We start from the raw sequence: 20,471 nt of genomic DNA, 5'->3' as shown, positions 1-20,471 counted from the left end.
AAATTAGAGATTATTAAAATCTTAATTATTTAAAAATATGGCAAGATGTACAGCACCTACTAATGGTCATCGTACTGCAAGTGGAAGAGCAAACTGCCCTGCATGTGGAGGCAGATACCGAGGGTATAATTCTTACTCTACGTATATTTCACCTTACTCTTCATCATCATACAGTTCAAGAAGCAATAGTAGTAATGGAAGCACTAAAAGAAAAGCGAGTTGGTCTTCATTAGGATCAACAGTATTATATACACCATCAGAAATTCGTACTTTAACACCTGTACGTGAAAATATTGAGAAGCGTACGGATTTACCTGATTTAAGAGATGTTTTTCTTTGTCACGCTTGGGACGACCGTAAAGGTTCCGCTAAAGATCTACACGATTTGTTAGAATCTAGAGGTGTTTCTGTATGGTTTAGTGAAAAGGATGTTTTATTAGGTTCTTCATTACTCAGGGAAATCGACAAAGGATTGGTTAAGTCTCGAGTTGGTATCGTACTAGTAACTCCTTTATTCCTGAATCGCATTAAAAATGAAGGAATAGCTGACAAAGAACTTTCTGCATTATTAGCTCGTGACTTACTTGTTCCAATTGTACACAACACAACTTTTGAAGCTTTACGTGAAGTAAGTCCATTACTAGGTTCACGAAGTGGATTGAGTACAATAGAAGATTCTATGTCTGAGGTGGCAGACAAATTAGCGGAACTTGTTACTCCAGAAGAAATATTAAGTTAAGTATACCAAGTTTAGGTTATTAGAATTAGCTGAAATAGACTCCAGATAAAAGTGTTTGATAGCATTTGCTACTCTGCATCCTGCTAACATAACAACAAACATGAAAGTCGGTGATTCCACCTACCTTAGTTTACAGCTAACCCTGAACTAACAATTAGGACGTGTATATTATTATTAATTTATTTATGATAACTAGAAAAGCCTCTCCCCACCGCTAGCTATTCCCTTTATAGAAAGCTATTAGTTTAAGTAACAAAATCCTTAATTCCGTTTTAGAAGATAATTTCTAATCACATCCTCCAAATCACAATTATACCACCCCTCCTGCTTTAATTGGTCATCACTCATACCTTCAGTCATATCCCAAATTTGAGCATCAATTCCTAAGTCTTTAAAAACTTTCACCTTTTTCTTAATAATTGTTACTGCATTTTCACTCATGTCTGGAACAAGTATAATATTACGCCCCTCTAATACTTCTATTTTATTAGTAGTAAGACCATTGCTTCCCCCATATGCTAACCAAAGGTACTTAGGTAAGTGAATTGAGCAAACTATCGCTGTTTTTTCACTTTCAACTAATACTATTGGCTTCTTATCGTTTCCTTTTTGGTTAATTAAATGCTCTCCAAACAAGCAACTGTAATAACCTTCCTTATTTTTGTATGGTACCTTAAAATATTTTGTACGTCTTCCCTCTTTGGTGTAATACGAAATCTTTGCTTTTTGAACTTTTCTTGAACTATTGATATTCCAAAAGACAGTTCCTAAGTCTTTATTCGTACCTATGTAATACATTTTCTTTACTCTTTCAGTTGGCACATTTCCGTTTTTTTTCCTTAAATACTTTAATAAATTGTTTTCTGGTTGTTTACTGTAACACATTTCAACAACCTTAAAATCAACATATTTAACTATTTTCTCATCTCTAACTGAGTTTGTACTACGCGTTGTATTACACATTTGTTTGTTATTGTCATACAACTGTAATACAACAGGATCAAATGATTTGGTTACTTCGTTCCATGTGTATTTGTTATTCAATTCATCTCTATATAGGGTTGAAGGCAATGTTGCCACACCACAAGAATGACAATACCCATAATGCGTTGGATATCCTTCATAGTTTACAAATTTGTAGTCCGTATTTTTTTTGTTACAGCAAGGAGTGATTAAGCTTTTGTCTCTCCTAGTAGCGAAGGTATATTTCTGGTCTATTTTTTCTAACATAATGCTGCAATTAGCAACATGCAACTCACAACCCAACGCTAAAACAATCTTAACAATTTAAAAACAAACTGTTTAAACTAAATTTTAGGTCTTGTTGCAAGTTGCATGAAGATTTTAAACTTTATCCCAGTTTCTTGATATTGTACTTTTATTTTTTCCAGTGACTTCAGCAACAGATTTTTGACTGGCATTGTTCTTCTTGGCTAACTTAATTACCTGAGGTATACTCGCCTCCTCCTCTTCTATATTTTTCTTGAAGCCCTCCTCCAGCACTACCAAAAAGTTCTGATAATAAAACTCGTTCAATTCAATAGCCAGAGTAACCACCTCCTCTCCCAACACAGTTGCAAAAGTTGAATTGGTTGAATGACGAAGCATAAAAACCAAAACACAAAACTTGTGAATAGAAATCTGCATTTTAGACATGTATTCTTTTACAATGGGTTTGGCTTTCGCCTGACGATTAATTAAGTCTTGACAATACTCAAAAATTAAACTTTCAGCATTAGAACTTAATTCAATCTCAAATTGTTTTTTAGATTCTTCAGGACTCTCGGATTGCAGCTTATATGCCAAAATGTTTTGAATACTCTTATTATAGGCTAGTATTATGTCCTCATTTATTTCCCCACGTATCAACAATGTATTACTAGTAAGTTTTGGAGTAAACAACAACCGATCAATAAAACCACTCTCAAGATTACCATTGGCAAATAAACAAGAGACAAACTGGTTCTGTAGTCCGCCTAAAAGTGTGGGATAAGTCTCATTAATTCTAAAGCTTTCCGTTGTTTTCCGAGAAACATCTACATGACCATTTGTATATCCTTCCAATAAAAAATTACGCCATGCAATACCATCCCTGCTACTTGAGTTGCCCATTTTCTCAACCAAAGCATAAATTTCATCTATTAAGATTCCTATTGAATTTGGGTTATCCGAATGAACTTTATGAGCAGCTTCTATTGATGCATTTTGTATTAGAACCTGTTTTCTTTTTGGCTTACACTCCGCATCAGCGTCCCTTAGAGAAAGTTCTTCCTGATAATCACTATAGAACTTATCATCAACCTTTTTAATTGGACATGTAGCTATTTTCATTGCTTCTGATTTAGCATCACCACGGCTTCCTATGATAGTAAAATATACATTGGCATAATTTGTATAACCAAGTGCTTTTAGGTAAAAAGTAAGCCCTATCGATGTACTAACAGTAAACAATATAGAACACAACATATATTCTTTAGGTACTCGTTTATATTTAAAAGTGTTCTCAACCAAATCTTTAAATTCAACTGGTAATTCATCTATTATTTTTGCCAAGCTTTCTTTTGCTAGGTCAATATTAGACTTTGTCAAATCTTCTAATTTGGATTCAATCTTTTCAATACTATCAAATCTCATAAACAATCTATTTAATCAATGAAAAGTATTTTTTCATCATTCTTAAACCTAATGTTATACATAAAATCAGCTAACACATTGTAATTAAAGGAACCTACCCTTTCTTCTTTTGGGAAATCAAATTCAGGTTTTATTGTACTAAACTCTTCGGTTGTGCTTATATCTTCTTTTAGCTCATTTCCTATTTTATTGAACTCCTTTAAAATCTCAGAATCCAAGCATTGCAGTTTGTTTAGCCTATCTATTAGTTTAAGATGTTGATCATAAAACTCCCAATCCTCATCCTTACTAGGGTTATCCCTTTTATTATAAATCCAGAAAATAAATTCTGAGAAAGATAAAGACTGGAATAACTTTATAGTTTCTTTAGAAAAATGGTTATTGTGATCATTTTCAAAACTTCCATTTGAGATATAATCCATTAATATGTTACGAGTTAAGTTCGATAGTGAAATATTCTTTATCCCACAGACTAACTCTAAGTCCTCCTTTAAGGATTCTGAAACTCTTATATTTATTACTGTATTTTTCATTGAATTGTTTCTTATGATTACTTCATTCTTATTCATAGCTATATCAAGCATTTCTCTTGAATACCCCAAAAAATAGACTATGCTTTATTGAATTAAAAACTCATTTACAACACTGTAAATAAATGTTTAGGTTAGTTTTAGGCCTTTAGAAAAACACCTCTTGAATTGACACTCTCTTTCCACTTTAGATAAATTATTATATCTGATAAGTTTTGATCGAGCTCCCGTAGTTTATTAGCTTCTCTTTCTATCCCTTTTAAGTCATATTTACCACAAATTAGTCCTTGGTTATAAAGATTTCTAAGGTTTACCAAAACTTCTTTTAGGGAATCCGAAGCATTTATAATTAGTGAGTCATTTTTATACTTTTCATCAACGACTGAGAGATGAGACTCTAAACGGTTTATTTTTAAAAGAAGTAACTGAATTAAAGCTCTTGTTCCTGAATTTACCACAACCATTACCTTCTATATTTTAAAGATTTTACTTCAGACAACGATTCTTCCAAGTCTTTTCTCTTGATAATGACTCTTCTACCAATTTTAGTTGCTGGTATAAACCCTTTTTTAATGTAGTTGTGGACGGTTAACTTGGAAACACCAAGTTCTTCTGACACCGATTGAATAGATAGCTTTTCGTTTGGGTCACTTTCAACCAGATTAGAAAGTTTGCGATCAATAATACTTTCTAATTGATCAAATAATTCTGCTTTTGTTAGCTCTTGCAGCTGAATAACATTAGTCATATACACTTTAATTAAGATTAATGCTGCTAAAGTATATTTTGACTAAAACAAACTATTTGACAACTTTGACTTGTCAAAAAAGTAAAGATAAATTATGCTTTATTAGCTATAAAATGAAAAACTGAAATGTAATCTTGAGCTATCTCTGATTTACTTATAATGTCCTTCTTTGCATTTGAATAATTTTGCTTCCCTATTTTTATATTAAATGTATTTTCTAATGCATTTATAATATCAATATCTTTCACGACATTTAAATACCCCCTAGAACTTAAAATATATCCTAAAACTGCTATTAGTTTAATGGGTCTGATTCCATTCTCAAGGGTATTTACATTATACCTATTGTTAAACTCACTAACAACACCATTTGCTATCAACAAATCTATAATTATTTCATAATCATTCTTATCATAAAAAACCGCAAGCAAACCACATATCTCACCTGAAACCTTTTTATCTTCACCCTCATTTATGAGCTCTAAATATTCATTCACAACATCTTGATTTAAGATTTCAAATTTTTTCCTTTTCTCTTCTTTTTCTAATTTATCCAAATCTAAAGGCTCCCAATAAAGCATTTCATTTTTTGGAATAGGTAATCTTCTTTTCCCATGTAAAACCCAACACTCTTGTATTACCTTTCTACTCAATTCAGCCTTTAGTTTAAGCTTATGACCATTTCTGACATTCCAATCAATTTCTTTATACATTTCCATGTTAATCCTAAACTCCTCTTTTTCATTTTCGTTTCTTATAGGAGCATTGATCTGGGCTTCAATGCATTTAACAATATGATTTAAGCGATTTTCTTCGTTATCCAAACCATCTAATAAAACATCCCTCATCAAATATTCATAACTATCACAACCTACCACATAAATATTAGTATATCTATTATAAAGCCTAATTGAGGCATGTATAAGTCCTGAAACACACTTTCTAAAGTCCTCACCCTTAAGCTTATAGTCCATTTTAGATAAGGCTTCAACATCAATATCGCCATCCCAATCTTCCCCATACTTCAAATTAAATTTAATGTCATATTCACGATTTTTAAGGTGATTTATAAGTTCTTGCTTATATTCTTTGAGAGCTCTTTTTTCTTCTTGAACAATTATCTTTTTTAACCTTTCTCTTTCTTTATCTGTAAACATAATAATAAATTGCTCCTGTTAGTAACCAATTAATTAGTTAGCAACATGCCTGTTCCTCTATTTTATTTTTGAATTTAGATTAAAATAAATATATACCCAAAAAGACTATACCTTATACTTTTTGAAATTCTCAGCTTGATCAAATATCTCTTGATAAACCTCGTCTCTATCTACTGGAGGGTAATCATTTTCGGCAAGTAATATTATTAAATCAGCTTTTAATTCTGCTTTAATATCGGCTCTTTTACTCCAGTCAGTATATTTTGTTTTGTCATCTACAACATCCTTTACTTTTTGAGCTAACGAAATTAGCCTATCCTCAGGATATGAAAAGTCATACTTAGTACATAAAGCTTTAAGGATATCATAAAAGGCTTTTTCTTCAAAGTCAATACCTAAGTCCCCAAAAGACTCTTTTTCTTTTTTAAGAGCAAAGTATAGATCAATTATTTCATCTGTAAAATCCTCCAACACTTCACCTCTTAAAACATCAGCCTCTTTTCTTTCATTGTAACGTTGCACTAAATCTTGCATTTTTTTTGAAAAATCAATACCCTTAGCCTTATTTACCTTTTTAAAGTCCTCAATAGCCTTTAACAACAACTGTTGAAGCAATTTAATCTTTGTGTTAGGTAATTTTACTTTATTGATCTTCTCCAAGTAATCATCATCAAAAATATCCTGTTCGGCTTGGCCATTTTCTCCAAGTTTGAAAATCTCTACTACCCCATCACTTGCAAGTGCATTAGTCATCATTTCTCTAACTTTGGCATTCATTTGAGCAGTATCTGGCGCATCTCCTTTCGTTAGTTTAAAAACTATAGATCGAACAGCTAAATAAAAATGTGTTTTATCTCGTTCTTCCTGAGTTAACAATTCACTCCCAGAGCAAATATTATAAGCAGCTTTTAAACGTTTTACCAAATACATGAAACGTTTCTCCAAATCGCTAGTGACCTGAACAAACTCTGCTGCCATATTTAAAGTATGTAATTGCTCAACTGGACTTCCATTAAAATATTTACTAGCATCAAATTTGTGAAACATTCGATCTAATAAATCCAAGTGATCTCTAACAACAACCAATGATTGTTCAATATCTTCAAAATTTTGACTATCGGCTTTATTATACATTGCCAATGCCAAATTCATCTGTTTCTTTATTCCTATATAATCCACAACCAATCCTTTATCTTTTCCTGAGTACTTTCTATTTACTCTAGATATGGTCTGTATTAAACTGTGCTTTTGTATAGGTTTATCTATATAAATAGTATCTAAAAACGGTACATCAAAACCTGTAAGCCACATATCAACCACAATGGCTATTTTAAAGTTTGATTTAGAGTTCTTAAATTGTCTATCTAACTCTTTTTTATATTCTTTATTCCCTAGAAGATTATAAAGTTTTTTTGGGTCATCCTTACCTCTGGTCATTATCATTTTCATGCGTTCCATCGGTTTGATCTGACGTTTTTCTGCATCAGTAAGCTCAACACCTTCCTCTGCAACTTTAATTTCACCCCATTCAGGTCTTAACTCCAGTACATTTTGATAAAATGCATAGGCAATTTCTCTACTACTGCAAACGAACATAGCTTTGCCTTTAATTGTAGCTCCTTCCTCAATTCTTTTTTCATAGTGGGTTACAAAATCTTCAGCCAATGCCTTAAGTCTATCTGGATCTCCCAAAATGACATTCATATTGGCAGTTGCTTTTTTGCTTTCCTCAATCTGATAATCATTAGTACCTTCCTCAGCGCATTGTTGATAATAGTCTTCAATTTTTTGAAGCTCGCTATTATTCAATAAAATTTTGGCAGCTCTACCTTCATACACAATTCTTACTGTTATCTCATCTTTTACCGATTCTGTCATCGTATAAGAATCTATGATTTCCCCAAAAACATCTAATGTAGCATCAACTGGTGTACCCGTAAAACCTACGTAGGTTGCATTAGGCAAAGAATCGTGAAGGTATTTAGCAAAACCATAGGATTTCATAACACCTTTTTCTGTAACCTTTATTTTTTGGTCTAGATTAATTTGACTTCTGTGGGCTTCATCAGAAATACAAATCACATTATTTCGCTCTGTTAGTAATTCGGTATCTTCTGTAAACTTATGAATGGTAGTCAAGAATACCCCCCCACTTTGTCTTCCTTGAAGTAAAGCTCTAAGCTCTGCCCTACTCTCAACACTCTTAATATTGTTATCTCCAATATACCCTTTGGCGTTGCTAAATTGACCAGACAATTGATCATCTAAATCCGTTCTGTCTGTTATTAAAACAATCGTTGGGCTAGAAAAGTCCACACTTTTCATTAAAAGTCGTGATAAAAAAAGCATTGTAAAGCTCTTACCGCATCCTGTAGCACCAAAATACGTTCCTCCCTTTCCATCTCCTTTTGGTTTTTGATGGAACTTTATATTTTCAAACAACTTATTAGCCGCATAGTATTGCGGATAACGGCATACAATCTTGTCTTCTTTTTTTGAGCTATCAGGTAAATAGATAAAATTCCTAACGATATCCAAAAAACGAGCTTTGTTAAACATTCCTTGGATTAGTGAATACATGGAATCAATACCATCCATATCAACTTCATTACCACTTATTTTTCTCCATGCATAGAAAAACTCGTAGGCAGCAAAAAAAGAACCTGCCTTATTATTCACTCCATCGCTGATTACACAGAAAGCATTATACTTAAACAGTTCTGGAATATCTCGTTTATACCTTTGGGTTAACTGTATATAGGCATTATGAATCGTAACATTTTCCTCTATTGCTGTCTTAAATTCAAATACTACTAACGGCAAACCATTTACATAGATAATACCATCTGGTATACGTAAATGACTGCCTTGTATTTCTAATTGAGTAACGAATCTAAACTCATTATTGACTAAATTGTTAAAGTCAACCAAGTAGATCCAAATATCCTTTTGATTTCTATCATCCCGCTTAAATGAAAAGCCATCAGAAAGCTTTTTCATAAAGGCTTTGTTACTCTCGTACAAATCAGATGAAGGAAGTAACAACAGCTCTCTAACTATCTGGTTAGCCTCTTCCTCCGTTAAGCCTTCTTTTGAATATTTATTAAGCAGAAAAGCTTTAAGATCACCAACCAATACGACTTCCTCATTATCTTTTCTTGAAAAAGATTCACCTTTTAAATGTGGATAACCTTCAACAGCTAAAAGATCTATAAAGGCGTTTTCTAGTTGTGCTTCGTTAAATTTCATTACTGCCTATTTTTTCAGCTTTTGGTACCTTTTCATTTAACTCCCTCAAAATGTTAGCTGATAATTTATAATATAAGTTACTGTACCCTTTTAAATTTCTTTCTTTGATGTAATTATCGAGAATCATTTTACCAGTACCATTAAATATTTCTTCAATATCACCCGTAGGCAAAATTTTTACCGCTATATAAAATTCAGGAGTATGTCTATAAGGAAAATAAAAATTCTCCTTAAAACTAGACTTAATCTGCACCAACCTTCCTGTAGATTCTTCTTTAGCATCATAATTTTGCTTATTCTCACGAAGTAAGGTTAACCCATAATTTTCTGCTACTAAAACTTCTCCAATGTCTCCAACCAACTTTCCATCTAACGTAAAGTTTCTGTTATGGTTCACAAACTTTTCCTTAAGTCGATCCGATAATTCCAATAACTCCTTTATTTCTTGCATAATGAGGCTTGTTTACTTTAATTATTTGCTTAAAACAGGTTGACCTAAAAAATTTTCTAATCTCTTGAAAATACTCACGAACCCATCTTCATTCAGTTTATCATAAATAACCTCACTTAAATTTCTAATATCAGAAATTTCAAGTACGTATGGCTTAAAAGCAAAATGCGCATAAACCTTATTAGTTGAACTGTAAAAGTCTTCTTTAAAAATCCCCCTTTCGTTATCTGTAATACATATTTTTCTATAGATACCCTTGTTAACCAAAGCTTTCCCTTTTAACTCTACAATCAATTTTAACTCTGTTTCCTCAGTCAATAAATCTCCATAAACAATTGTAAACATTAGGTTTTTATCCACTTCTGAAACATAATAAGTTAATCGGTTACCCAAATCGCCTTTGGATTCATAAAGCTTTAAATTTAAACCATCTTGCGCCAATAAATCACAAGCTTTCCTTACTTCATTCTCTAAATGCTTTCTAACTGTAGCTTGATATTCTATTAGCTGGTTTATTTTACTTTGATGTTCATAGTAAAATTCAAAGTCTTTTTCTTCCATATATGGCTGGCTCAAATTGGATATATTTTGGTGAAAATCATTTAAGAATATTAAGTACTTACTGTTTCCTGAGACTAAATGATCTCCAATATTCTTATAGACTTGTGCCAACAATTGGCTATGAGTAATATTTACAAAATCAGAATGATTTATAGTCCTTATAGGTTGAAGAGATAAAACAATTCCTAATTTATTTTGATCTGATAGCTTTATTGAATCCCAATAATCTGTCAAATTATTGGAGAGGGTATGATATACTTTACTTTCAATTATTATGGCGGAGTCGTCAGACTGCAAAAGCAAATCTATCCTTCCATTTTCATCTGTGCTAAATTGAGTTTCAGGAGTAAACCCTTGACCGAAATTTAGTGTTTTATTAGCAAAAATTTCTTTTGTTTCATATCTATATTCAAGCAACTCCATTAGTGACTTGATAAACAAATCTGATAACCCGTGTTCTTCTGTTACATCAAAATAAAAGGCATACCAATTGGTTAGCACATCCTCATAGTGTGGCTGATTAGAAATTCCAAGAAACGTTTTTGGTTTCTTTTTAACCTTTGGAATGGCATTTTCCTGTAAAAACTTTTGTAGACCTGTTAAACTCATAAAGTATTTAAACCAATGGTTTCAAAAATCTTGAAATTGTTCTCATCTTATAATCCCCCCAAGGCATTAAACGCTTCTTAGGATAGCTCACGAAAAGAAACCTTTTTGCCCTAGTAAAAGCTACATAGGTATTATTCTTTTCTTGGTTCAATTCTTCACCTCCTTTGTTTATTGCTCTATAATCAGGGAACGTTCCATCATCCATTCCAACAAGAAATACAATATCACTCTCCTGACCTTTCATGGTATGAACAGTACTTAAACAAACTCCAATCTCTTTATCTATTGAATTGTTTGTCAAACCTAAAGCTAATGCAGACTTAAAACCTACCAACGTTGGTTTAATATTCTGTTTCTTATATTCAATAAGTTGATTTGAAAAGTCCTCTAATTCATCAAGGGTCATTTTTTTCTCATCATCTTCTAAATTTTCTTTCTTAAATAGAGTTTTTAATTCATCAATTTTAAGATGAATATTATCTATAGAAGTATCATCTAAAATACTTTTTATGCTTGAAGCAAATGGAAATTTGGATGCTTTTAATTCAGCTTCACTATTAATGTCCTTAATTTTTAAAATTTCTTCTAATCGCTTTTGATGCAACTTGTCAAGTGGATTAATCTTTACTCTAAAAAATAAATCAAATACCTTCATAGAAATTGAACTGTATTTAATGCTTCTATTTCCAGACTTATAGTAAAACGGGATTTCATTTCTAATAAGTAGTTCATCAATCTGCTTAAATACAAATTTATTTCTACCTAGAATTGAAATTTTATCAAAAGTGATTTCTCCTTCAATGTCTCTGTGCGATTTAAGATTAATAAGTTCTTTTATTTTTGAAAGTACAAACTGAGCTTCATCTATTTCTGATTGAGCTTTATAAACTTCAAAAATACCTGGAATAACATAATTTACTGCCTCTACCTTAAGATCCATTATTACATTTGATGCTTCAATTACGGATTTAGAACAACGATAGTTTTCAACAAGTGTAATTATGTTAGCGTTGAAATCGTTTACAAAATCCTCTTGCATGAATGAAGACGCAGATCCATTGAAACCATATATTGCTTGATTAGGATCTCCAACCATCATTACATTTTTTATAGTATCTCCACATAAAGATTTTAAAAGAAAGTACTGTAGCTTATTTAAATCTTGACATTCATCAATACAAACAAAAGAATAAGATTTCCGATATAGATTTGCAACTGACTCATTGTTGGTAAACAACTCATAAACAAGTCTTATAATATCATCAAAATCGATAGCATTATTTGACTTCAAAATATCCTGATATGTTTCATATAGATATTTAAACTCATCGTTATCTGAACCTTCCGATAATTCTTCAGGAGATATAAGCTCCCTTTTTACCGTAGATATAAACTGTAAAGCTTTATATGTATATTCATTCTTCTTATTGGCTTCTAAATCACTGTATATAGAATCAAAGTAGGGTACAGATTTAATGGCTTGTTTTATTAGTTCAATTCTATCAGAATCATCATCAAATATATGTGGCATTTTGTTATATCCTAAAAGCTTAAACCTAAGCTCAAGTACAGACTGACAGAAACTATGAAAGGTACCTACAAAAACATTCCTTTTTATTTTATCAATTGAGTCCAAACGTTCTCTAATTTCGGTAGCAGCCATATTAGTAAATGTAATTGCTAATATTTTTTCATTTGATGACTCGGAAAGACGTTTGATTCGTTCAGTTAAAATTCTAGTCTTACCGCTTCCTGCACTTGCTAAAACAAGAAATGCCCCATCATTTAGCCTTATGATTTCTTGTTGTTTTGGGGATAAATTAATCTTCGTCATCTTTTGAAGGGTTTATTATGTCATTTACTTTCTCAAACAAAGCAGCAATTTTTGGTGGTAAATCTTTATCTGAATTATAGATCAGTTCTGACAGTACACTAGGATATTTCGTTTTATTTTGTGATAATAAATCATTCAATGCTCGTTCTCTACCTTCAGTCCCTGCATAATCTCTAAGACTATCTGTAAAAATATTTTGGTTGCAAGTATCACAAATTTCGTCAGTTTTAATTCGACCTTTAGATGTTCCGTCCTTATTAGCAATTATTTCATCTAAATCTTCTGTATTCAAAACATTTTTTAAACAATCTTCTATTTCCTCCTGATATCCATTTTTCAACAAATATGACTCAAAATCATCTTCATTCTCAAAGTGAATGATATTATCAGGCAAAATTATATCACTAACAGGTAGATCTGATTTAATTAATTTTTTATAATCCTTCTTCAATTTCTTTAAAATATCTGATTCACCATCACTTAGTATAAACCATTTAATATTAAATTTATCTAAGAAGTATATAAATGGAAAATAATTCCCCCCACCAGAAGTACCTACAATATCAATCCCCAACTCAACAATATTCTTCAAAAACCATTTCTTAAATAACAATGGCAATGCTTGCTCTTCAGTTTCTCCTTCACATAAAATAATGACTTTTGAAAAATATAACTCTCCTCTCGTATTTATAACTTGTCGATAAATTTTTCTTATCTCCTCAGTAGTTAAATCATCTTCATTAATTTTTCCAACATGTGTTAAATTTTCTTTTTTTACAACACTTCTAACTTCTTTTATTTTTGCACTACCAGCAATATATGTAGAATGTGTTGAAACAATATTTTGTCCAATTATATTATTAATTTGGGAGTATAGTTTTTTTTGAGCATTGGGATGTAAATGTGACTCGGGCTCTTCAATAGCAATAATAGGATAATATGCAACCTTACTATAATCCGCTAATTTTTTGTTTTGCAAAATAAATGCCTTTAAAATCAAAAGTGATGACCAACTTCTTGTTCCCATGCCGTGGTATTCCATTGAAAACTGAGAATAGTTAATCCTTACTCCTTTATTTAAGTCTCTTAATTTCTTTGTAAAAGGTGCTATATCAACAGTATTATCAGGATTATCCATCGCTGTATCCAGTTCTTCAAGTGCTTTATGAAGATCTGTTAGAACATCACTACGGTCTATTGTTTCTTTATTTAAATCTCTTATTAAACCCTCTATTAATTCTTTATCACCTTCCTCATAATTTATTGAAGATAATATTTTACCTAAATATGAAGTTTTAGATTTTAAATCGTCAAGTATATCTCTATTAGCGTCCAAATAGAAAAAGGGAATTTCATCGAAATAAAAGCTTAATTCATTGTCGTATTCCTTTAAATACCAATCTCCACCTGTTTCATCATGAAAAGCACCCCATTCATCAATTACATATTGCTTTTTCTTAAATGTTTTTCTAATTAAATTTTCTTCAACTACTGTTCTAAATGCAAGAAATTGATTTCCATCCCCATCAATACCAATTCTATCAACTGTAAAAACTGTAGCCCATTTATCTTCAAATTCAGTTAACTGCTTACCATCATCATCTATACTAATAAATAATACATCAATGACAATTTTGTCTCTTACTAAAGCATCTGAAATATGAAAATCATCATCGGATATTTGCAGAGTATTCGATAAAGCCAACTGCAAGGATTTCAAGAGAGTTGTTTTACCTGCATTGTTAGTTCCCACAAGTACAGTGGTCGGCTCGAAATCAATTTCAATATTATCTAGCCCTCTAAATCCATGAACTCTTAATTGTTTTAATAAAATCCCCATTATCTAATTTTCTACTATTTCAATATTCATATTTTCTTCAACCTTACTCATCTTACTTAACAAAACTGCTTGAAGATCGCAGAGAATTAAATTTTCCTTTTTAATTTTTGAGTCATAATTATAATAACTTCTTAAATACTTTTCGAGCTTTTTTAAATCCTCGAATGAGGGATATGCAATTTTTAATTGTTTTAAATCAGCAACTGTTACGTGCCCCAAGCCTGTAGTTTGTTTTCCTGCGGCCAATTGTACAAATTGCGACTTTAGGCTCTTTAGTGTGAAATAAGTAAGACATTCACTCTGATCAGAATTAAAATGAAGGTTAAAAATATGTTGATTAAGTAATGCATTACCACCAAACCATTTAAACACTTCTAAACTAGTTTCTGGATTTCCTGACCAAGAATAAAGCAAAGACCCATTCTTAATTCTAATCTCTTCCTTACATTTTTTATTCGTATAGTTAGTTTGATCAGTTATTCCTTTCTTTAGCTCAGCGATTTTAATAATTGGTGTACCAGATTTATCTTGAATAAAGTCTGAATTTTTGAATGCCCCTCCATTAACATATAAAGCAATGTCATAAACTGGTTTGGACCTCCACCCCTCAGGAATCTCTTTATCCAATTCATCATTATGAACCATAGCACCACCAGAAGACTTATAGGGCTGTCCTTCTTCATTAGGAAACTCAAAACCCACAAACCAATGCTTATACAATGCTTGCGCTGTTTCTTCTAGTTTTTGGTTAAGTCGCTCATTGAGCTTTATACGGTTGGTAACGGTATTGTATTCCGCAACAATTTCTAGCTGTTGTTCAATACTTGGTACAGGAAGTTCCATATCACAAAATGAATCCCAACCTAGTTTACCTCTAACATCTGTATCAGTGTAAAACCAAGAATTTCTATCAAATTCTGATCTTGAGAACCACATCATTAAATACTCAGGATCTAACTTTTTTGTATCTACAACTTCAAATACATCATATGCAGGGGAAACAATAAAAGGCTCTGAGTCCCTTGATAATGCAATAGGCAACCTATAATCTCTACCAACATGCATTCTGTTGCAAGCAAATTGACCTTTTTTCACAACCTTATATTTGTTTAAATTTGTACCAACAACATTAGCAACTGAAGGCATAAAATATTTATCGATATTAATACCTAAAAGTTGCTGACACCTTCCATCAGTATTCTTAACCTTTACTTGCTTGATAAAATCACCGATTCTTTTATAATTTGATTTCAAAACCCAACTCTTTAAAAACGTTTAACAAATCAGTTTTAGACTCGGCTTCAGCTATTAACAATTCCTGCATTTCACTTTGCAATTCTGCCATTTTGGTATTGAAATCTATATTCTCATCACGGTTTACAAACTCAATGTACTTACTGGGTACTAATGAAAAGTCTTTCTTAGCTATCTCATCAAAAGTCGCACTGTAACTATACTCAGGTATATCTTCGTAATTACCATCTTGTCGTTGCCATTGATGATAAGTATTGGCTATATGACGAATTTGGGATTCAGAAAACTGAATGTATTTCTTCTCAAAGGGTTCACCAATCTTGCGCAAATCCATAAACACAACCTCATTCTCACGATTACGATAGTTTCTTGTTTCTTCAGGCAACTCAACTGTTTTAGCTTTTTTGTTTCTATTAAGAATCCAAAGGGTTACACTTATATTAGTAGTGTAAAACATATTCTGAGGTAGAATAACAATAGCTTCAACTAAATCGTCCTCAATAAGTTTTTTACGAATTTTATATTCTTCTCCCCCACCTGAAAGCGCTCCATTAGCCAATAAAAATCCTGCAACACCATTCTCTGAGAGTTTTGAAACCATATTTAAAATCCATCCGTAATTAGCATTACTCTTTGGAGGTACATCGTAACCTCTCCAACGAGGATCATCTAACAGCTCGTTCTCAGCACGCCAATCTTTTTGGTTAAATGGCGGGTTTGCCATGATATAATCGGCTTTTAAATCTGGATGCTGATCGTTTAAAAAGGTGTTTGCTGCTTTATCTCCAAGATTTCCAGAAATCCCACGAATGGCTAAATTCATTTTTGCCAACTTATAAGTGGTATTTGTGTACTCCTGTCCGTAAATAGATATTTCTCGTTTATCTCCGTGATGATTTTCAATAAACTTGATACTCTGCACAAACATACCACCAGAACCACAAGCAGGATCATAAATAATCCCCTTATAAGGCTCGATCATTTCTGCAATGAGGTTTACAATACTTTTAGGCGTGTAGAACTCCCCTTTACCCTTACCTTCTGCAATTGCGAATTTAGACAGGAAATATTCGTAAACTCTACCTATGATATCCTGCTGTTTATCCTTTTGGGTATCTATATTGTTTATGGTATCCAACAAAGCTGACAATTTGGATTTATCCAAACCTAACCTTGAAAAATAGTTGTCTGGTAGAGCTCCTTTTAAAGATGGATTATTCTTTTCAATTGTGTGAAGTGCCGTATCTATCTTTAATGCTATATCATCCTGCTTTGCATTTTGAATGATGTAACTCCAACGTGATTCTTCAGGTAAGAAGAACACATTTTTCATATTATAAAACTCTTTAAGCTCTACATACTTTTCTTTGCCTTCATCAATCAGTTCTTGTCGACGGACTTCGAATTTGTCACTAGCGAATTTTAAAAATATCAGTCCTAATACAACGTGTTTATATTCCGCTGATTCTACAGAACCTCTTAATTTGTTTGCTGAATCCCATAGCGTTTCCTCCATGGACTTTTGTTTCTTGGTAGTTGTTGCTTTTTTAGCCATAAAAATGTCAGGTGAACTTAATCACTTCAAATAAGTATTTATAAAAATTGAAGTTTCTTAGGGATTCTAAAAATAGGAATAAGAAGGGAAACATAAAACATAAGCTCCTAATTATTACCCCAATTAAGTCATCTCGGTATAGGTTAAAAGTCTATTTCACCTTTAAATCACAGGACAATCTATTGAATTACAAACTATTTACTCCAAACGTTTGCCATGAAATCTTTTTTATCATCTTCATTGGGTTTGTAGTATTTATTGAAAACCTCTAAGCTCTTGTGGCCTGTAAACTCCATAATAACCTTATCTGGTATCTTTTTGTTCTTCATTATGGTAATAAAACTACGTCTAGCCGTATGTGAAGAAATCCTATCATAAAATGGAATGGGAGTCTCAATTACCTCATTGCCTACTTTGGTTATTTTCTTTATTTCATGTTTATATCCTGCCTCCTTAAAGACATCCTTAATATATGTATTGAATTTTTGAGTGGAAATAACAGGAAGTTTGTAATCATACTTTTCCAATATCTCTAAAGAGAAATCGTTAAGTGGTATTTTTAAATATTTATCGTTGTTCTTCTTATCAACTACTTTAATATATCCGTCCTCAATATCGTTTTTTGAAACTTTAGAATAGTTGCTTATTCGCATCCCAGTAGAACAACCGAAAACAAAAATATCCCTAACACGTTCCAATTTCTTTTTTTCACTTAAGTCAAGCGTATAAATTTCTTTGACTTGATCTAAGGTTAAAGCAACTTCATCGGTAGCTTGAGCCTTTGGAGATTTGAATTTTTTAAACTCTGCATTATAGGTATGGTTATTTTCCAAAGCCCAATTCAAAAACGTCTTAAACAAACCAACATTTCTCCTCAAAGTATTTGAAGAGTGTTTTTTTACAGTCACACAATAATGAATATATTCATTGTAAAAGCTTGCGTTAATCTTATTGAAATGAATATCCTTCTTTCTATACTCTTGAAATTCTTTAAGAATGGTTTTATGATAATCATACCGCATAATTGTAGATTCTGAATTTGCAGTATCGGTATGATTGTTCCTTTTTGATTCCATAAAGCGATCATAAATAAGAAAGAAATTGTTTGAGGTAGCTTCTACTCTCTTGAACTCTTTATCGAACTCCTTTCTGGTTGTCTCAATATCAAGCTCTTCATTTATGTTTTTATACCTATTAACTAATTCAGCAAAAAACACCTCGTACCTATCAATTTGCCTTTTAATCACCCTGTGCTGTTCTGCATTTTCAGTTCTTCCCTTTAAGTTATTAGGTTGCCTATTATCAAAATCCCATTCTGTAGGCAAAATGCTTTCACCTGTAGAATAGACAAATTTTTTTCGTTCGTTTTTAAAATAGGTTGAAAACAGGATTAAAGTAGGTTTAGAGTCTTTCGGTTTTCTAAGGTTAAAGGTAGTTCTCATAGTTTTTGAGTTGACAGTATCGTTGACAGTAAAGGTATAATTAAATATGTTTTTAGACTATTTTTAAGTATAACAAAAAACACTAAAACTCTCAAAACCCCTTATTTTACTATACTTTACTCGTAATTAAGCAAAAAAGGTTCAATAACCTCTTTCTCCGCAACAAACCTGTATATCTTAGATATGCAGGTTTTTTTATTTTATACCATCACTACACAATTACAAGCAGAATACCTGTTTCAAGAAAACCCCAGTTAGGAAAATAACTCATTTTCAATCTTCCACTTTTTCTAAAATATCGTAACTTTAGAACACATCCCCATCTTCCCGTACACAACAACTCCTACTTCTTTTAAATTAATGCAATGCTAAAAGTCGTGCAAATGAAAAATTCAGACATTATTTTAGCAACATCCCTATCTATTTTAATTAGCATTTCCTGTTTTGGTCAACAGGGAAATTACCAATTCAACAACTATGGCAACCGCTCTATGTTACTTTCCGGAAATGTAACAGGAAGTGTTCAGGACTTGGGTCTAACATATTACAACCCTTCTCGGCTGACTACATTACAAACCGGTGGTTTAGCAATTAGTGCTAAAGCGTTTCAAATGACTCAGGTAAAACTTAGCAACTTTCTCGAAGAAGATACAACAGTAAGCAACAAAGATTTCAACTCAATACCCTCACTAGCAGGAAGCACTTTCAACCTATTTAATAGTAAATTCGCCATATCTTTTATCAATAAATCATCAATTAATACGAATATAAATTATAGAGGAACACCTACAGAAGCAGATATTTTCCAATCATCTCCAGAATTAGAGCAATATAAATTGGATTACAGCTTACACAACCAATTGGATGATGAATGGTTTGGACTAACCTGGGCCGTAAAAGTCAATCAACAAATTAGCTTAGGTATCTCTTCATTTGTATCTGTCTTTAGACACCGAGGGCTTAAAAACCTTAATACAACAGTAATTGAAACTGATGACAACATATCTTATTTTCAAAAAACAATTGGATTTGACCAAAAATCATATGGGCTGTTTCTAAAACTAGGTGCAAACTATGAACTTGACAATATAAACCTAGGACTCAACATTTCGATACCCTACATTGAAGTCATAAAAAGTGGGGCTTTTCGATACAAAGAACTTATAATTGATTGGATCTCTCCAGAAGACACTTATTACGAGTACGATTTAAATGACCTAAAAACCACAAGGAAAGAACCATTAAGTATCGCCATTGGAGCAGGAATACAATTAAAAAAGTACATTTTTCATATAAACCTAGAATACACCGCTGGACTAAAAAAATATAATCAAATAGATATCCCTCCTCTAGACATTGGGGAAGACTCCCCTTTTACACCAAAATATACGGATCAACGTAAAGGTGTTTTAAATTTTGGATTAGGAATTGAATATCACTTGAAGGAAAAAGTAAAACTTTACACAAGCTTTTCCTCTGATGTTAATGCTATTGTAAGAGACACATCAGATGAAACACTCAACAATCTTAATTTAGGTGATAGTTATTTTCATTTAGGATTTGGATGGGATTGGGAGCTTAATTGGTCTAACATAGTAATGGGAGCTACATATACCGGAGGAGGCAATAGCTTCGTAAACCCACTTACCGCTGAGAATTATTTACAAAACCAAGAATATCAACCAAATTGGAAATACAGACGTTGGCAATTTGTAGTGGGGATAGAAATCCCATTCATCAAAGACAAATTGACCGAAATTGAAGATTTGTTTAAATAACCTACAAATAATTATCAGATAAAAAGCACAAAGTGTAGGAATTAACACGCTGTACTTAAATCACTTATAAAAAAACAAATTAATTTAAGT

At 32.0% G+C, this 20,471-nt stretch carries 16 protein-coding genes; 2 read left to right on the top strand and 14 right to left on the bottom strand.

Features of this window, described 5'->3' with window-relative positions:
* Positions 1-37: 37 nt before the first annotated feature.
* Complete coding sequence (locus PWU04_RS10925) at positions 38-739, top strand: toll/interleukin-1 receptor domain-containing protein (protein WP_274476141.1); 702 nt, start codon at positions 38-40, stop codon at positions 737-739.
* 261 nt (positions 740-1,000) lie between these two features.
* Here the strand turns inward: PWU04_RS10925 and PWU04_RS10920 are convergent, their stop codons facing one another.
* The 14 genes from PWU04_RS10920 to PWU04_RS10855 all read right to left on the bottom strand — a co-directional run bounded on the left by PWU04_RS10920 (position 1,001) and on the right by PWU04_RS10855 (position 18,603).
* Positions 1,001-1,969, bottom strand: coding sequence for a DUF6371 domain-containing protein (locus PWU04_RS10920; protein WP_274476140.1), 969 nt, complete (start codon positions 1,967-1,969; stop codon positions 1,001-1,003).
* A gap of 114 nt (positions 1,970-2,083) precedes the next feature.
* Entirely contained in the window at positions 2,084-3,373 is a 1,290-nt protein-coding gene (locus PWU04_RS10915; protein ID WP_274476139.1) for a DUF3987 domain-containing protein, read from the bottom strand.
* Positions 3,374-3,384: 11 nt separating this feature from the next.
* Positions 3,385-3,906, bottom strand: coding sequence for a hypothetical protein (locus PWU04_RS10910; protein ID WP_274476138.1), 522 nt, complete (start codon positions 3,904-3,906; stop codon positions 3,385-3,387).
* Positions 3,907-4,043: 137 nt separating this feature from the next.
* Positions 4,044-4,367, bottom strand: coding sequence for a hypothetical protein (locus PWU04_RS10905; protein WP_274476137.1), 324 nt, complete (start codon positions 4,365-4,367; stop codon positions 4,044-4,046).
* Positions 4,367-4,651 (bottom strand): helix-turn-helix domain-containing protein, encoded by a 285-nt coding sequence (locus tag PWU04_RS10900; protein WP_274476136.1) that lies wholly within the window; start codon positions 4,649-4,651, stop codon positions 4,367-4,369. The genes PWU04_RS10905 and PWU04_RS10900 overlap by 1 nt, the downstream gene beginning before the upstream one ends.
* A gap of 92 nt (positions 4,652-4,743) precedes the next feature.
* Positions 4,744-5,808, bottom strand: a complete 1,065-nt coding sequence (locus PWU04_RS10895) for a hypothetical protein (protein ID WP_274476135.1) — start codon at positions 5,806-5,808, stop codon at positions 4,744-4,746.
* A 105-nt stretch (positions 5,809-5,913) separates the two neighbouring features.
* On the bottom strand, positions 5,914-9,057 hold the full coding sequence (locus tag PWU04_RS10890) for a type I restriction endonuclease subunit R (RefSeq protein WP_274476134.1): 3,144 nt from the start codon (positions 9,055-9,057) through the stop codon (positions 5,914-5,916).
* On the bottom strand, positions 9,047-9,508 hold the full coding sequence (locus PWU04_RS10885) for a DUF6998 domain-containing protein (RefSeq protein ID WP_274476133.1): 462 nt from the start codon (positions 9,506-9,508) through the stop codon (positions 9,047-9,049). Before PWU04_RS10885 ends, PWU04_RS10890 begins: the two co-directional genes overlap by 11 nt.
* Before the next feature lie 21 nt (positions 9,509-9,529).
* The gene (locus PWU04_RS10880) at positions 9,530-10,678 is read right to left on the bottom strand and encodes a PD-(D/E)XK nuclease family protein (protein WP_274476132.1); all 1,149 of its coding nucleotides are present in this window, start codon (positions 10,676-10,678) and stop codon (positions 9,530-9,532) included.
* A 7-nt stretch (positions 10,679-10,685) separates the two neighbouring features.
* The gene (locus PWU04_RS10875) at positions 10,686-12,512 is read right to left on the bottom strand and encodes an ATP-dependent helicase (RefSeq protein ID WP_274476131.1); all 1,827 of its coding nucleotides are present in this window, start codon (positions 12,510-12,512) and stop codon (positions 10,686-10,688) included.
* Positions 12,499-14,352, bottom strand: a complete 1,854-nt coding sequence (locus PWU04_RS10870; RefSeq protein WP_274476130.1) for an AAA family ATPase — start codon at positions 14,350-14,352, stop codon at positions 12,499-12,501. The genes PWU04_RS10875 and PWU04_RS10870 overlap by 14 nt, the downstream gene beginning before the upstream one ends.
* 3 nt (positions 14,353-14,355) lie before the next feature.
* A complete protein-coding gene (locus PWU04_RS10865) occupies positions 14,356-15,606 on the bottom strand; it encodes a restriction endonuclease subunit S (protein WP_274476129.1) in 1,251 nt (416 codons plus the stop codon).
* A complete protein-coding gene (locus tag PWU04_RS10860; RefSeq protein ID WP_274476128.1) occupies positions 15,590-17,161 on the bottom strand; it encodes a type I restriction-modification system subunit M in 1,572 nt (523 codons plus the stop codon). Before PWU04_RS10860 ends, PWU04_RS10865 begins: the two co-directional genes overlap by 17 nt.
* 194 nt (positions 17,162-17,355) lie before the next feature.
* Positions 17,356-18,603: a tyrosine-type recombinase/integrase gene (locus PWU04_RS10855; RefSeq protein WP_274476127.1), complete on the bottom strand. Its 1,248-nt coding sequence runs from the start codon at positions 18,601-18,603 to the stop codon at positions 17,356-17,358.
* Between the two features lie 383 nt (positions 18,604-18,986).
* On the opposite strand from PWU04_RS10855, the gene PWU04_RS10850 reads away from it, so the two are divergent.
* Positions 18,987-20,381, top strand: a complete 1,395-nt coding sequence (locus PWU04_RS10850; RefSeq protein ID WP_274476126.1) for a hypothetical protein — start codon at positions 18,987-18,989, stop codon at positions 20,379-20,381.
* Positions 20,382-20,471: the final 90 nt, after the last annotated feature.

It is taken from the genome of Mangrovimonas aestuarii (assembly GCF_028767185.1).
Taxonomy (GTDB): domain Bacteria; phylum Bacteroidota; class Bacteroidia; order Flavobacteriales; family Flavobacteriaceae; genus Mangrovimonas_B; species Mangrovimonas_B aestuarii.
The sequence above is the reverse complement of the archived record's forward strand: the minus strand, read 5'-3'. Positions and strand labels throughout refer to the sequence as shown.

Bases quoted from the DNA above. Each gene is read 5' to 3' on its own strand.
- PWU04_RS10895 (WP_274476135.1), bottom strand. From the start codon at position 5,808: ATGTTTACAGATAAAGAAAGAGAAAGGTTAAAAAAGATAATTGTTCAA.
- PWU04_RS10910 (WP_274476138.1), bottom strand. From the start codon at position 3,906: ATGAAAAATACAGTAATAAATATAAGAGTTTCAGAATCCTTAAAGGAG.
- PWU04_RS10925 (WP_274476141.1), top strand. From the start codon at position 38: ATGGCAAGATGTACAGCACCTACTAATGGTCATCGTACTGCAAGTGGA.
- PWU04_RS10890 (WP_274476134.1), bottom strand. From the start codon at position 9,057: ATGAAATTTAACGAAGCACAACTAGAAAACGCCTTTATAGATCTTTTA.
- PWU04_RS10915 (WP_274476139.1), bottom strand. From the start codon at position 3,373: ATGAGATTTGATAGTATTGAAAAGATTGAATCCAAATTAGAAGATTTG.
- PWU04_RS10875 (WP_274476131.1), bottom strand. From the start codon at position 12,512: ATGACGAAGATTAATTTATCCCCAAAACAACAAGAAATCATAAGGCTA.
- PWU04_RS10885 (WP_274476133.1), bottom strand. From the start codon at position 9,508: ATGCAAGAAATAAAGGAGTTATTGGAATTATCGGATCGACTTAAGGAA.
- PWU04_RS10880 (WP_274476132.1), bottom strand. From the start codon at position 10,678: ATGAGTTTAACAGGTCTACAAAAGTTTTTACAGGAAAATGCCATTCCA.
- PWU04_RS10900 (WP_274476136.1), bottom strand. From the start codon at position 4,651: ATGACTAATGTTATTCAGCTGCAAGAGCTAACAAAAGCAGAATTATTT.
- PWU04_RS10870 (WP_274476130.1), bottom strand. From the start codon at position 14,352: ATGGGGATTTTATTAAAACAATTAAGAGTTCATGGATTTAGAGGGCTA.
- PWU04_RS10855 (WP_274476127.1), bottom strand. From the start codon at position 18,603: ATGAGAACTACCTTTAACCTTAGAAAACCGAAAGACTCTAAACCTACT.
- PWU04_RS10850 (WP_274476126.1), top strand. From the start codon at position 18,987: ATGAAAAATTCAGACATTATTTTAGCAACATCCCTATCTATTTTAATT.
- PWU04_RS10860 (WP_274476128.1), bottom strand. From the start codon at position 17,161: ATGGCTAAAAAAGCAACAACTACCAAGAAACAAAAGTCCATGGAGGAA.
- PWU04_RS10920 (WP_274476140.1), bottom strand. From the start codon at position 1,969: ATGTTAGAAAAAATAGACCAGAAATATACCTTCGCTACTAGGAGAGAC.
- PWU04_RS10905 (WP_274476137.1), bottom strand. From the start codon at position 4,367: ATGGTTGTGGTAAATTCAGGAACAAGAGCTTTAATTCAGTTACTTCTT.